Annotated in this window: 14 protein-coding genes; 9 read left to right on the top strand and 5 right to left on the bottom strand. The window is 39.1% G+C overall.

The features are described from left to right. Window positions 1-41: 41 nt before the first annotated feature. On the bottom strand, window positions 42-1,385 hold the full coding sequence (locus tag WYK_RS12745) for a sodium-dependent transporter (protein WP_040374868.1): 1,344 nt from the start codon (window positions 1,383-1,385) through the stop codon (window positions 42-44). Between the two features lie 358 nt (window positions 1,386-1,743). Here WYK_RS12745 and yugI point away from each other — a divergent pair, with 358 nt between their 5' ends. Further along, a complete protein-coding gene (yugI, locus tag WYK_RS12740) occupies window positions 1,744-2,154 on the top strand; it encodes a S1 domain-containing post-transcriptional regulator GSP13 (RefSeq protein ID WP_040374867.1) in 411 nt (136 codons plus the stop codon). Window positions 2,155-2,243: 89 nt separating this feature from the next. Here yugI and WYK_RS12735 read toward each other — a convergent pair whose 3' ends face one another. After that, a complete protein-coding gene (locus WYK_RS12735) occupies window positions 2,244-2,477 on the bottom strand; it encodes a DUF378 domain-containing protein (RefSeq protein ID WP_040374866.1) in 234 nt (77 codons plus the stop codon). Window positions 2,478-2,608: 131 nt separating this feature from the next. Here WYK_RS12735 and WYK_RS12730 point away from each other — a divergent pair, with 131 nt between their 5' ends. The 4 genes from WYK_RS12730 to WYK_RS12715 all read left to right on the top strand — a co-directional run bounded on the left by WYK_RS12730 (window position 2,609) and on the right by WYK_RS12715 (window position 6,100). After that, window positions 2,609-3,772, top strand: coding sequence for an iron-containing alcohol dehydrogenase (locus WYK_RS12730; RefSeq protein ID WP_040374865.1), 1,164 nt, complete (start codon window positions 2,609-2,611; stop codon window positions 3,770-3,772). Between the two features lie 82 nt (window positions 3,773-3,854). Then, window positions 3,855-5,201 (top strand): glucose-6-phosphate isomerase, encoded by a 1,347-nt coding sequence (locus WYK_RS12725; protein ID WP_040374864.1) that lies wholly within the window; start codon window positions 3,855-3,857, stop codon window positions 5,199-5,201. Window positions 5,202-5,317: 116 nt separating this feature from the next. Beyond that, window positions 5,318-5,680, top strand: coding sequence for a FlxA-like family protein (locus tag WYK_RS23330; protein WP_051387481.1), 363 nt, complete (start codon window positions 5,318-5,320; stop codon window positions 5,678-5,680). An 18-nt stretch (window positions 5,681-5,698) separates the two neighbouring features. After that, entirely contained in the window at window positions 5,699-6,100 is a 402-nt protein-coding gene (locus WYK_RS12715) for a YugN-like family protein (protein ID WP_040374863.1), read from the top strand. Window positions 6,101-6,162: 62 nt separating this feature from the next. On the opposite strand, the gene WYK_RS12710 is transcribed toward WYK_RS12715, so the two are convergent. Beyond that, the gene (locus tag WYK_RS12710) at window positions 6,163-6,972 is read right to left on the bottom strand and encodes an ion channel (RefSeq protein ID WP_051387479.1); all 810 of its coding nucleotides are present in this window, start codon (window positions 6,970-6,972) and stop codon (window positions 6,163-6,165) included. Between the two features lie 136 nt (window positions 6,973-7,108). Further along, entirely contained in the window at window positions 7,109-8,395 is a 1,287-nt protein-coding gene (locus tag WYK_RS12705) for a glycosyl hydrolase family 18 protein (protein WP_040374862.1), read from the bottom strand. A gap of 172 nt (window positions 8,396-8,567) precedes the next feature. Between WYK_RS12705 and WYK_RS12700 the strand changes: the two genes are divergently transcribed. Then, window positions 8,568-8,771: an alpha/beta-type small acid-soluble spore protein gene (locus WYK_RS12700; RefSeq protein WP_040374861.1), complete on the top strand. Its 204-nt coding sequence runs from the start codon at window positions 8,568-8,570 to the stop codon at window positions 8,769-8,771. 51 nt (window positions 8,772-8,822) lie between these two features. On the opposite strand, the gene WYK_RS12695 is transcribed toward WYK_RS12700, so the two are convergent. Next, on the bottom strand, window positions 8,823-9,569 hold the full coding sequence (locus WYK_RS12695) for a glycerophosphodiester phosphodiesterase (protein ID WP_040374860.1): 747 nt from the start codon (window positions 9,567-9,569) through the stop codon (window positions 8,823-8,825). Between the two features lie 189 nt (window positions 9,570-9,758). Here WYK_RS12695 and WYK_RS12690 point away from each other — a divergent pair, with 189 nt between their 5' ends. The 3 genes from WYK_RS12690 to WYK_RS12680 form a co-directional block, all read left to right on the top strand. Further along, entirely contained in the window at window positions 9,759-10,580 is an 822-nt protein-coding gene (locus WYK_RS12690) for an undecaprenyl-diphosphate phosphatase (protein WP_040374859.1), read from the top strand. Window positions 10,581-10,878: 298 nt separating this feature from the next. Then, window positions 10,879-12,261 (top strand): amino acid permease, encoded by a 1,383-nt coding sequence (locus tag WYK_RS12685; protein WP_040374858.1) that lies wholly within the window; start codon window positions 10,879-10,881, stop codon window positions 12,259-12,261. A 155-nt stretch (window positions 12,262-12,416) separates the two neighbouring features. Continuing rightward, window positions 12,417-13,705 (top strand): APC family permease (locus tag WYK_RS12680; protein ID WP_040374857.1); only part of this gene is annotated, 1,289 nt, incomplete at its 3' end.

The following is a 13,705-nucleotide window of genomic DNA, read 5'->3' as shown; positions in this document are numbered from 1 at the left end:
AAGGGGTTAGATCTTATAAAAATGTATTTTTCATGATGATTTTATATAATCCCTAACGAACTTAAAAGGATGAATAAAATTCCTATTGGAGCGACGTATCGAATTAAGAAATACCACACTTTAAAAAATTTCCCTGTACTTGCTGTTCCAAGTTCAAGCTCTTTCTGAACCTCAAATCGTTTCATTTGATACCCAACAAAGATGGATATCAGCATAGCTCCTAAGGGCAGAGCAATATTGCTTGTTAGGAAATCAGCTAAATCAAAAATGGTTTTGCCGAAAATCTTAACATCAGATAGAACGCCAAATGACAGAGCACTTGGAATCCCAACGACGAAAACACTAAGACCAGATATCCATGATGCTTTTTTACGTTTTTTAGTATCATTCTTAGTCATAACTGCAACCATAATTTCGAGAATGGAAAAAGCTGAGGTTAAGGTTGCAAATAAAAGCAGAATAAAAAAGATTGCCATAAATAAGGTGCCAAATGCCATTTCGTTAAATACGGCTGGTAAAACAACAAATACGAGCCCTGGACCGCTGGCCGGATCAAAGCCGAAAGCAAAAACGGCAGGGAAGATAACTAAACCAGCCAACAATGAAATGAAGATATTTAATGCGACAACAGAAAAGGCTGACTTAGCAATATCCTCCGCTTTGCTTAAATAGGAAGCATAAGTGACCATTACAGATATACCGACACTTAGTGCGAAGAATGCTTGCCCAAGTGCAAGCAGAACCGTTTCTTTTGAAAGAGACGCTAAATCAGGCTGTAAGAAAAATTTAACTCCTTCCATTGCTCCGTCAAGAGTGACGGAACGAATCAATAGCACAACAAACAAAACAAATAATGCCGGCATCATATATTTAGATGCTTTTTCAATCCCTTTTTGAACACCACCCTGTACAACTAAAATAGTAAGAATCATAAAAGCGAATTGAGCAAGAATTGTTTCCGTTGGGCTGCTGATAATATCATTAAATAATCCATTATATTCAGTCTGACTTAGGCCTGAAAGTGAGCCAGAGAAGCTTCGAACTAAATAAGAAAGAATCCAGCCGCCGACAACGCTGTAAAAGGACAGCAGGATTAGGGAGGCAATTACTCCGCCATATCCAATTAAAAACCATGGTTTTTTAGGCGCAATTTGCCTATAAGCACTCACAGCATCCTTTTGTGCATTTCTGCCGATAATGAATTCAGCTATTAATATTGGTGTACCAATTAAGAGGGTAAATAGGATGAACAGTAGTAAAAATATACCGCCCCCATTAGTCCCTGCCATATAAGGGAATTTCCAGATTGCTCCTAACCCAATAGCAGACCCTGCTGCTGCTAAAATAAATCCGATCTTAGATGTCCACTGCTCCTGGTTTGCCATAGATGAATAACTCCTTTTAAAAATACAATCAACAATAAATCGAGAAGGTATCTTTTATAAAATGCTGAATTGTGAATATTTTTACTATACTACTATGTTTTTTAGGGAAGGACAAGAGGGGAATTATTGCAGTAAATCGGCTTGTTTCTAATATTAGGAATATCATCCAGCTGTCTGGATGACTGAATTGAAATGAAATAGGAGAATGTAAAGACAAGTCGTTCTTTAAAATACAGGTTTAAACAATGTGTGATGTGTGTTAAAATGAATATGGATGTTTTGATTGTTTGCAAAAAGTATGATATAATTTTATATTGCGTGTAATAGAGGAAAAATATACTTATATAGGAGTGTTACAATGTCTGAAAAATTCGAAGTTGGATCGGTTGTTACTGGTAAAGTAACAGGCATTCAAGCATATGGTGCATTTGTTGCGTTAGATGAGTCTACACAAGGTTTAGTTCACATTTCTGAGATTACTCACGGTTATGTTAAAGATGTAAATGAACATCTTAAAGTGGGCGATGAAGTTCAAGTTAAAGTACTTTCTGTTGATGCAGCCGCAGGTAAAATCGGATTATCAATTCGTGCTACTGAAGAAGCTCCAGAAGTTCCTGCTTCACCAGCTAAAAAAGCCCCTAAAAAACGTCAAGCAGCTATTAAAACTTCAACAACAACTAATGATTCAACTGAAGGCTTCAATACGTTGAAGGACAAGCTTCAAGAATGGATCGAACAATCCCAACGCGAAGATTTAATTAAAAAATAATTTTCGACGGCTGTTCTCTCTTGAGAGCAGCCGTTTTTTTATTTCATAATGAACTAAAGAAATGGCCGGCAATTGCCGGCCATTTCTTTTTAACGTTCTGTTCTTGTTTCAGGTTGCGTCGAGAGTTCTTCACTCGGTTTAAATAATAATCCGAGATTAACCAATCCTGCTATTCCGACAAGACCGAATATGATACGGGAAATGGCAGAACCTTGGCCACCGAAGATGGCACCAACGAGGTCGAATTGGAAAAACCCAATCAGTCCCCAGTTAATGGCGCCGATTATTGTAAGGACTAGTGCAGCTCTTTGAATGCCACTCATAGTATTCCTCCTTTTAGTTCGAACATTTTTAGTTTGCTGCATAACCCGAATTTTATTCATTGATTCAATCCGATATTTTGTAATTTGAAGCGTGATTCTTCATAATGAAGAAAAAAGGAGGCTATTTTTTTATGAATAATTTTACGTATCAAAACCCTACCAAATTAATATTTGGTAAAGGACAAATTGAACAACTGTCAAAAGAGATTCCGCAGTACGGAACAAAGGTACTGCTTGTTTATGGCGGCGGAAGTATAAAGAAGAACGGCCTTTATGATGAAATTATGACACAACTCAAAAACATCGACGCAGATATCCATGAATTATCCGGTGTAGAACCAAACCCACGAATTACGACAGTACGTAAAGGGGTAGAAATCTGTAAAAAAGAAAATATTGAATTTATACTAGCTGCTGGCGGTGGTAGTGTAATCGATTGTACCAAGGCTATTGCAGCAGGGGCGAAGTATGATGGAGATGCCTGGGATTTAGTGACTAAAAAAGCGCCGATTAAGGAAGCACTTCCCTTTGGAACCGTTCTGACGATTGCGGCCACGGGATCAGAGATGAATTCAGGTTCAGTTATCACCAACTGGGAAACAAAAGAGAAATATGGCTGGGGAAGTCCATTGACATTCCCGAAATTCTCCATCCTTGATCCGGTTAATACGTTTACTGTTCCAAAAAATCATACCGTTTATGGAATGGTCGATATGATGTCTCACGTATTTGAACAATATTTTCATCAAAAAACAAATGCACCACTTCAGGACCGTTTTTGTGAATCATTACTTCTTACGGTGATTGAGTCTGGACCTAAGCTGTTAAATGAGTTAGATAACTATGAACTCAGAGAAACAATTCTTTATTCAGGTACAATCGCTCTTAATGGCTATTTACAGGTTGGATATCGAGGAGATTGGGCATCACATAATATAGAACATGCCGTATCAGCGGTATACGATATTCCTCATGCTGGGGGTCTGGCAATCATTTTCCCTAATTGGATGAAGCATGTGCTTCATGAAGATGTTTCCCGGTTTAAACAGGTAGCAGTCCGTGTGTTTGGTGTTAACCCTGAAGGAAAAACAGATGAAGAAACAGCACTTGAGGGAATTGCTAAACTGCGGGAATTTTGGAGCAGCTTAGGTGCGCCCACAAAATTGTCGGATTATGATATAGATGATTCAAAATTAGAAGAAATGGCTGATAAAGCTATGATTAACGGCGAATTTGGTAACTTTAAGAAGTTAAATCGAGAAGACGTACTCGCAATATTACGTGCATCCCTGTAATTTTTGAAAAGCAGCATCTTGATTAATGGGACAGGTTTGTATAAAGTGAAGTGGTACTCTTATAGAAGATGGAGGAACTAACATGACACATGTACGTTTCGATTACTCAAAAGCATTACCGTTCTTCGGTGAACATGAAATTACTTACTTACAAGATGCTGTAAAAGCAGCGCACCAATCTCTGCACAACAAATCAGGTGCAGGGAATGAATTTCTAGGCTGGATCGATCTTCCAGAGAATTATGATAAAGAAGAATTTTCACGGATTCAAAAGTCCGCTGCAAAGATTCAAAAGGATTCAGAAGTTTTACTAGTCATTGGAATTGGCGGTTCATACCTAGGTGCTCGGGCTGCAATCGAAATGCTTCAGCACAGTTTCTATAATGCACTTCCAGGTGACCAGCGTAAAACACCACAAATTATCTTTGTTGGAAACAACATCAGTTCGTCTTATATGACTGATGTAATGGATCTATTAAAAGAGAAAGATTTTTCAATCAATGTCATTTCTAAATCAGGTACTACGACAGAACCTGCTTTGGCATTCCGGATTTTCCGTAAACTTCTCGAAGAAAAATATGGAGAGAATGAAGCGAAAACTCGGATTTATGCTACGACAGATAAAGCAAAAGGCGCATTAAAAACACTTGCAACAGAAAAAGGTTATGAGTCGTTCGTCATTGCAGATGATATTGGCGGCCGTTATTCTGTATTAACTGCTGTAGGATTATTACCCATTGCAGTAAGCGGTGCAAATATTGAAGAGATGATGAAGGGTGCACTTGAGGCACGTCAAGATTTCAGTTCAGATGAACTTTCTGAAAATCTTGCGTATCAGTATGCTGCTGTTCGGAATGTACTTTACAATAAGGGTAAAACGATTGAAATGTTAATTAACTATGAGCCAGGCTTACAGTATTTCTCTGAATGGTGGAAGCAGCTGTTTGGTGAAAGTGAAGGAAAAGATCAAAAAGGAATTTTCCCTTCCTCAGCCAATTTTTCGACTGACCTGCATTCATTAGGTCAATATGTCCAAGAAGGCCGCCGTGACCTTTTTGAAACAGTTATTAAAGTTGATCAGGCACGTCATGAACTTACGATTGAAGCAGAAGAGAATGATTTAGATGGCTTGAATTATCTGGCTGGCAAATCAGTTGATTTTGTTAATGATAAAGCGTTTGAGGGAACATTGCTCGCTCATACAGATGGCGGCGTACCGAATTTAATAGTAAGCATTCCTAAAATGGATGCTTTTACATTCGGATACCTTGTGTATTTCTTTGAAAAAGCGTGTGCAATCAGCGGTTACCTACTAGGGGTAAATCCGTTTGACCAACCAGGAGTTGAAGCTTATAAAGTAAATATGTTTGCTTTATTAGGGAAACCTGGCTTTGAAGAGAAGAAAGCGGAACTAGAAAAACGTCTGTAATAGTAAATGAATCCGGAGCGGCTATGCTGCTCCGGATTTTTTTTGTTCATAACTTGGTAATATTTATCCTTTATAGTTACTTTTTACTTAACTTAGAGGAACAGGAGACGAGTACTATGCAAATCAGTTCTACATTATCGAGTGCGTCCGTCAGTGGTGCCGCCAGCCAAACATCAACTTCGTCGTCACAATTAGAAAAGCAAATATCGAAACTTCAAGCAGAAATTGAGAAAATAAACCAAAGTGATAAGGATGACGAAACAAAGCAAAAAGAGGTTGAACAACTGCAGGTTCAGATACAGCAGATTACTATGAAAATGCAACAGCTCGAGAACCAGCAAAAGAATGACCAAAAACAAACGAATACAGCTAACCAGACTGACACGATAGAAATTAGTTCAAAAGCTGCTGCTTTATTTGGAAGACAGTCGTTTTCTTCGGATGATTTATCGGGTGTGGGTAAAGCTAACCTAAAGTAGAAAAAAGGAGATGTTTGAATGATTGAGTTGTCTTCTTCACTTTCAGGTATGACTTTTTCCTTGTTTGAGTTAGAACGTAAGCTGAAACCGCTGGGGTATTCAATTGGCGGCAATTGGGATTATGAACATGGGTCTTTTGATTATAAAATGGATGATAAAGAGGGGTATCTGTTTTTGCGATTGCCATTTAAAGCTGTAAACAGCGAGCTTGACTCGGCGGGTGCAGTCGTTGAACTGCAGCAACCCTTCTTATTGTCTCATGTCTATCAGGATAGTGTCGATCCAGAAGGAAATATCGGGAATGTAACTGCTGCTTTTAACCAGTTTGCTGAACCGAAGGATAAGGATGGAGAATTTCCTGAAGACTATATCTCTCTTGGTCAAGCTCATTTACATGAGGTAGAAAAGTTACTCTTATAATAGATCCATTCTTGTAAAAAAAAGAGCCCCTTGGGTAAGCCTTCTCTATGGAGAAGGTTTTTTTACTTGGAAGGAAGCTCTTCCTCTTCAAAAACGGTTTTACCGGTAATAAGTGCCTTAACCATATAAAAACTGGCGAATTTATTGGTTTCAATTAATCCGTTTGCTCCGGCTCTTAAGGCGTTAAGACGCTGCTCTTCTGTAAGAATCTCAATTAAACAATAGATTGCAGGATTCAGTCCTTTAACGGCTAGAAGGGTAAGAATTGAAAACATATCTGTGTGAAATTCATTTTGCTGTAAATCGGCTGTAATTAGAATTTGTTTTGCTTCATGAATGTTTGCTTTGAACAAAATGTTATCTTCAGCAGCTCGACCATGGATGAAATGAATGTTTGTGCGCGGCAGTGGATGTCTGGGTAAAGATTCATCAATTAAGACAATAGGCAGCTGTGGTTCTCTTTCGTGCATATCCGCGATAATATACCGAGAGCGTTCATTCCACCCTACAATGATTAACTGATCTTTACCCTTGAATGGTTTTTTTCCCTCAATAAAGGATTTCTCCGAGGAAGCGGCTACTGCCGCAATGGAGGCGAAGTAAGTGGCGACAATTCCAGCTCCAGTAAAAATTAGGACGATTCCAACTGCTTTGCCCAAAGACGTCACTGGAACGAAATCACCATATCCAATCGTCCCAGCAGTCACTATCGCCCACCAAATCCCATCAAAGAACGTAAATGTTTGTGGTTCTACTAGATGAATAAGAGTGCCAAATCCCAGCAGAAATAGACAAATAATCACGAGCAGCCGAGCCAGACGAGGCCAGCGTGGATAGCTGTCATAAAATTGTTTTACTCTTACTCTTAGCATGTTTCTCACACTCCTTAATTCCATTATGTACAAAAAAAATGGATTCATAAGGCAGTCATTTATTTAGTTCAAGCAGGCATTCAAAAAGAAAAAGCTGTTCTCGAAGGTTCGGGACCTTTTGAGACAGCTTTTCTGTTTATGCCCGTTTCCGCACATTAAAGTTATCGCTGATTAAGAGCCAATTTTGCGGGAACGCGAGACCTAGTTTCCAATAACTCATTCCTCGTAGTTTTAATTCTTTAAGAAGGTCAAATTTGGCCTGAATGGAACGTGCATCCTCAAACCATACTTCATGCTGTTTATCATCGTTGTCTGTATATGTGTAATGGGGCGCTTGAGCTGTTTGATCGTATTCAATGGTCACTTGGTAGTCAGCGGCAGTTTCAATGGCTTGTTGTGGACTGACAGCTTTTGCAGTCGTCCCCTGTACAAAAGGGAGGGTCCAGTCGTAGCCGTATAAATTTTGCCCCATAAGAATCTTGGAAGAGGGCATTTCCGTGATGGCATATTCTAATACCTTCCGAACCGGACCAATCGGAGAAACAGCCTGTGCGGGCCCTCCGCTGTATCCCCATTCATACGTCATTATAACTACAAAATCAACAATTGCGCCAATTGCCTTATAATCATGGGCTTCGTACCAGCGTCCCTTTTGCTCGGCACTGGTTTTTGGAGCTAAGGCGGCGGATAGCAGCCACCCCTCTTTTTGGAAGCGGGTTTTCATTTTTCGAAGGAATTGACTATAAGCCGTACGGTCCTCAGGACGAAGATACTCAAAATCAAAATGAATGTCTTTGAATCCATACTTCTTCGCTGTTCTGATAATCGTGGTAACAAACTTATTTTGTATGTCCATATCGGTAAGCAGTATCCGTCCGAGTTCATCATTAAATTGGTCATTTTCCTGATTGGTAATAACCATCATTAAGACATTGCGATTATTTCTAGCAATTTCGGCAAAGTTATTTAGGAGCGGCTCTTTAAGAGAACCGTCTCGCTTTGCTTGAAAGCTAAACGGTGCTAAATAAGTTAAGTACGGTGCATTCTCAATAGCGCTTTGCTCTAAGACCGTAGATACTTTAGATCCGCGCGGCTCAATATACGCATTAAATTCAGCTGTTGTTTTTGTTCGAGATGGTATATAAAGCCGGTAACCAACGGAAAGCTGTTGATTTTCTGAAAGGCCATTTATTCTCGCTAGCTCTTGATACGGAACGTTTACTTTCTGAGCAATACTATAAAGGGAATCTCCTGGCTGAACGAAATAATAACTTCCTACAATGGGGATCACGATATTTTGTCCGACAACTAAGTTGGTTGGATTCGGAATTTTATTTGATTCAATCAGTCTGTCTACCGTGACTCCATAAGTAGAAGCAATACCTGACAACGTTTGATTTGGTTGAACAACATGTATTTGCAAAGGAATATCCTCCTTCTTATAGATGGCATGCCATAAAGAAAAAGACTTCATTATTAATGTATGAGAAAAGATTTCATTCATGATAAGTGAATAAACAACTTTCAATAAATTGGCAAACATACAAAAGGGGAGAAAAGTAAATCATTAATAGTAGAGAGGAGGTGAAAGACATATGGCAAATAACAACAGCAGCAATGATTTAGTAGTACCAGGAGCAGAACAAGCACTAGAACAAATGAAGTATGAAATTGCTTCAGAATTTGGAGTGAATTTAGGTGCAGAAACAACTGCTCGTGCAAACGGATCGGTTGGTGGAGAAATCACTAAGCGTTTAGTACAAATGGCTGAACAACAACTAGGCGGATCGTCTCGTTGATAAAAACCTAATAAAATGGATAAAAGAAGGGGCTTATATGCCCCTTCTTTTTTACATTGATTCAAAATCTCTAGTTTGGAGTATGTCTATAGCGGCTTCTGGAAAATCAGTCATTATCACATCTACCCCGAATTCAGCCATTTTAAGGATCTGCTCCTTTGAATTGGCCACCCACGGCCGTACAACATATCCTAGTTCTTGTGCCTGCTTGTTTAATTCTTTGGTTAGACTAGGCGCGTCTGGATGAAATCCTGCTTCCTTTTTTTCAGATAAAATGTTAACAATATCATCTGGAAGACCTTCAAATAGTAATGCACGCTCGATGTCCGGTGCAAGTCGTTTAACTTCTGCAATAGAAGAATGGTTAAAGGAGGAAAGCACAATACGGCTTTCTAAATGATAGTGACGAATTAAGGATATGACTTTTTGTTCAATAGCAGGGTAGTTCAGCTTATCATTTTTTAACTCTACATTCATAATTAGTTTATTTGCTGAAGCCCATTCAAACACTTCAGAGAGGAAGGGGATCCCCTCTCCTGAGAAAGCAGGTGAGAACTTCACCCCGGCGTCAGCTTTTCTTAATTCAGCTGCGCTATAATCCTTTACAAAGCCAGTTAAGGTAGTCGTTCGATTAAGTGTTTCGTCATGAATAATAACAAGTTCGCCGTCTTTAGTAAGATGGACATCGAATTCAATGCCGTCAGCACCGACTCTATCGGCTTCGACAAAAGCGGCCATTGTGTTTTCAGGATGTGTACCTCTTGATCCTCGATGAGCATATACACTAATTTTTTTCACTCCATTCACTTCCTTTTACGAGGTATCTCTAGCTATTTTCCCCTATTTTACGTGGTATTTGGTAATACTTCACCTTTTTTCTTAGACAATTTTCTATACAAACGGTAAAATCGACCGTATGCAAGAAAGGGAATAATAAATATACTGTTAATTAGAGCTGAATAAGATAAAACGAGGTGGAGTTAAGAGATGTGGGAAATATTTGTTGCGATAGTCCTTGGATTAGTAGAAGGACTAACAGAATTTGCACCAGTTTCGTCAACAGGTCACATGATTATTGTCGACGACTTTTTATTTAAATCAAATGAGTTATTTGGAGACGAGATTGCCAATGCCTTTAAGATAATCATTCAGTTAGGTTCTATTCTTGCTGTAGTGGTTCTTTTTTGGAGCCGTTTTATGGACTTGCTTGGACTGAAAAAAATGGATTCTTCAGCCCCTGCAGGTCAAAAGAAACTAAATTTACTGCAAATCATTGTTGGATTACTTCCAGCAGCAGTACTAGGTCTTGCTTTTGAAGATTATATTGACGACCATCTTTTTTCAGTAAAAACGGTCGCAATTGGATTGTTTATTGGTGCTTTCCTTATGATTGCTGCGGATAAGCTGCATCCAAAAATCAAGACTGAAACAGTTGATCAGATTACCTATAAACAAGCCCTTGGCGTTGGACTTATTCAATGCTTGTCGTTATGGCCCGGATTCTCGCGTTCAGGTTCAACGATTTCTGGAGGGGTTCTCCTGGGAATGAGTTATCGGGCGGCTGCAGATTTCACCTTTATCATGGCCGTACCGATTATGGCTGGAGCTACACTTTTAAAAGTAGTTAAATATTGGAGCTTTTTTACACCTGAAGCGATGCCGTTTTTCATTGCAGGCTTCATTAGTGCATTTGTGTTTGCGTTATTTTGTATTAAATACTTCCTGAAGTTGATTGAAAAAATTAAATTGACTCCATTTGCCATTTATCGAATCGTACTAGCGATTATCCTTCTCTTTATTGTTTGGTAAGGTTCTTGTTAGTTCAAATGCTTTGAATTTAAATAGACTATAAAAAACTCTCGCCTCATAACATATGAGACGAGAGTTTTATTGTTAGCAGGCACTTCTCGGAGAAATATGTGTAATAACTAAATAGATACTAGATTTTGTTAGATACTATAGAAAAGACATGATATGTATGTGTACATGATCATTAAAAATATGCAATCCATTTTTAAAGAAACCTTGACTTCGACAAAAATCGACAATATACTGCTACTTGATGTCTTTATTCAGAATTTTTTTGTATTTACTCAGGAGGACTCCCATGAACCAAATATTTCGAAAAAAATCAATAAATGATTTACTTATTCAGGGTCAACGAAAAGATCTAAATCGTTCGATGGGATTACTTGATTTAATTTTCCTAGGTGTCGGTTGTGTCATAGGAACTGGGATCTTTGTTATCACTGGTGTAGTTGCTGCAACCAGCGGCGGACCTGCAATCATGCTTTCCTTTGTCCTTGCTGGCATAGCGTGTGCGCTGGCTGCCTTTTGTTACGCGGAGTTTTCTTCTGCTGTACCGGTATCAGGTAGTGTTTATACATACACCTATGCAACATTAGGGGAAATTTTTGCTTTTTTGATTGGCTGGGACCTAATATTGGAATATATTCTGGCCATTTCAGCAGTTGCGACAGGTTGGTCTGCTTATTTCCAATCACTTATTGCCGGCTTTGGAATGCAGGTGCCAAAAATGTTAGCATCTGCTCCTGGGATGGGAGAAGGGGGACTGGTTAATTTACCAGCTGTATTAATCATTTTGTTCATTACAGCGCTAGTCAGTCGCGGAGTTAAGGAAAGCATTACATTTAATAACATTATGGTATTTATTAAATTAGGAGTCATTTTGTTGTTTATTGTTACTGGAATCAGTTATGTAAAACCTGAAAACTGGACCCCCTTTGCTCCATTTGGATTAGAAGGGATTGTTACCAGTGCTGCAACAGTATTCTTTGCCTACATTGGCTTTGATGTGATTGCTACAGCTTCGGAAGAAGTGAAGAACCCAAAACGAAATATGCCAATTGGGATAGTTACCTCTTTATTAATCTGTACAGTGTTGTATATAAGTGTTTCTGCTGTGCTGACAGGAATGGTTTCTTATACCCATCTAAATGTGGCGGATCCTGTATCCTTTGCACTTCGTGTGGTTGGACAAGATTCCATGGCGGGAATTATATCTGTAGGGGCTGTTGCTGGAATTACGACCGTAATATTAGCCTTGATATATGCACAGGTGCGCCTTTCTTATGCAATGAGCAGAGATGGCCTGCTGCCTAAAACATTGGCTAAAGTGAATTCGAAATTTAAGACGCCGTTCATCAATACCTGGATCACCGGATTTGTAGCAGCTGGAATCGCCGGTTTCGTAGATTTAACTACCCTAGCCCATTTGGTTAATATGGGGACATTAGCAGCGTTCACGCTTGTGTCACTTGCTATTATCGTGCTGCGTAAAAAACACCCTGATTTGAAAGCATCCTTCCGAGTACCCTTTGTGCCTGTTCTACCGGCCATCAGCGCATTGCTATGTCTCTATTTAGCTTTGAGTCTGCCGCTGATTACTTGGCTTTCATTTTTTATTTGGCTGATGATAGGGTCGATTATTTATTTCAGTTACTCTAAAAAACATAGTCATTTAAACTAAACACAAAGCCCTGCTTCTTTTTAAGAAGCAGGGCTTTCCAGTGTGGATTGAAAAAGGACTTTTCAGCCATAAGCCGACCATTAAATTATTCTTATATATCAAACATGTTATAATTACACTAATTAAATTCATACATATGTTATGGGGAGGATGCTTTGGGAACAGAACAGTTAAAGAAAAACATTGGCTTTTTTGTTGGAACATCATTAGTAGTTGGAACCGTCATCGGTTCCGGAATTTTTATGAAACCAGGAATTGTTCTTGAATCAAGCGGTGACTCAACGAGAGCACTCTTAGCTTGGTTAATAGGAGGACTCATAACCCTTGCCAGCGGGTTAACGATTGCCGAAGTAAGTACGCGTATTCCAAAAACCGGAGGGCTTTATGCTTACCTGGAAGAAGTATACGGAAGAATCTGGGGATTCATATGCGGATGGGTTCAAACCGTTATTTATGGACCAGCTGTTATGGGAGCCCTAGGGTTATATTTTGGTTCGTTACTCGTTAGTTTTTTTCAGTTAGATTCCTCATTATCAACAATCGTGGGTATTATAACGGTCATTTTTTTAGGTGTTGTGAATAGTCTAGGTACTCGTTATGGGGGAATCATCCAAAACGTTTCAACGGTTGCGAAACTGATTCCGATATTTGCAATAGCTATATTTGGAATCATTCTGGGAGATCAACCTGTATTAAATGTATCGAGTGGATCTTCAACAGCAGCTATTAGCATGGGAGCGGCAATCTTGGCTACACTATGGGCCTACGATGGCTGGATGAATGTCGGTTTTATGGCGGGGGAAATGAAAGATCCTTCGAAAACGCTGCCGAAGGCAATTATTACTGGGATTTTAATTGTTATGGTTTCATACTTGTCCGTGAACATAGCTATGCTGCATGTACTTACAGCAGAACAAATAATTGAACTCGGTCCTAATGCTGCGAATACTGCGGCCACGATTCTCTTTGGGGACTTTGGTGGTAAATTAATTACCATAGGAATTTTAATTTCTATCTTTGGTTGTTTAAATGGGAAAATATTAACGTTTCCAAGAATTCCTTTTGCCATGGCGCAAAACGGTTTATTACCTGGAGCCAAACAAATTTCAAAAGTTCATAAGACTTACAAGACACCAATGAATGCAACCATCATGCAAATGGTCATTGCAGTTATTATGATGATTGTTAGTGACCCCGATCGGCTCACAGATATGGCTATTTTCTCGGTATTTTCTTTTTATGGATTAGCGTTTTTTGCGGTATTTATTCTCAGGAAGAAACAGCCGGATGTGAAGACGTATAAAGTTCCTTTTTATCCGTTAACACCAATTATAGCTGTAATTGGAACCATTTATCTGGTGGTTAATACGGTAATGGATAAACCCGCAGATGCCCTTTTATCGATTGGAATTGGGATTATCGGACTTCCTCTCTACTGGGTGTT

The organism is Peribacillus psychrosaccharolyticus ATCC 23296 (assembly GCF_000305495.1).
Taxonomy (GTDB): Bacteria; Bacillota; Bacilli; order Bacillales; family DSM-1321; genus Peribacillus; species Peribacillus psychrosaccharolyticus.
The sequence above is the reverse complement of the archived record's forward strand: the minus strand, read 5'-3'. Positions and strand labels throughout refer to the sequence as shown.

Coding starts and splice junctions, on each gene's coding strand:
- WYK_RS12745 (WP_040374868.1), bottom strand. CDS start 1,385: ATGGCAAACCAGGAGCAGTGGACATCTAAGATCGGATTTATTTTAGCA.
- yugI (WP_040374867.1), top strand. CDS start 1,744: ATGTCTGAAAAATTCGAAGTTGGATCGGTTGTTACTGGTAAAGTAACA.
- WYK_RS12735 (WP_040374866.1), bottom strand. CDS start 2,477: ATGAGTGGCATTCAAAGAGCTGCACTAGTCCTTACAATAATCGGCGCC.
- WYK_RS12730 (WP_040374865.1), top strand. CDS start 2,609: ATGAATAATTTTACGTATCAAAACCCTACCAAATTAATATTTGGTAAA.
- WYK_RS12725 (WP_040374864.1), top strand. CDS start 3,855: ATGACACATGTACGTTTCGATTACTCAAAAGCATTACCGTTCTTCGGT.
- WYK_RS23330 (WP_051387481.1), top strand. CDS start 5,318: ATGCAAATCAGTTCTACATTATCGAGTGCGTCCGTCAGTGGTGCCGCC.
- WYK_RS12715 (WP_040374863.1), top strand. CDS start 5,699: ATGATTGAGTTGTCTTCTTCACTTTCAGGTATGACTTTTTCCTTGTTT.
- WYK_RS12710 (WP_051387479.1), bottom strand. CDS start 6,972: ATGCTAAGAGTAAGAGTAAAACAATTTTATGACAGCTATCCACGCTGG.
- WYK_RS12700 (WP_040374861.1), top strand. CDS start 8,568: ATGGCAAATAACAACAGCAGCAATGATTTAGTAGTACCAGGAGCAGAA.
- WYK_RS12690 (WP_040374859.1), top strand. CDS start 9,759: ATGTGGGAAATATTTGTTGCGATAGTCCTTGGATTAGTAGAAGGACTA.
- WYK_RS12685 (WP_040374858.1), top strand. CDS start 10,879: ATGAACCAAATATTTCGAAAAAAATCAATAAATGATTTACTTATTCAG.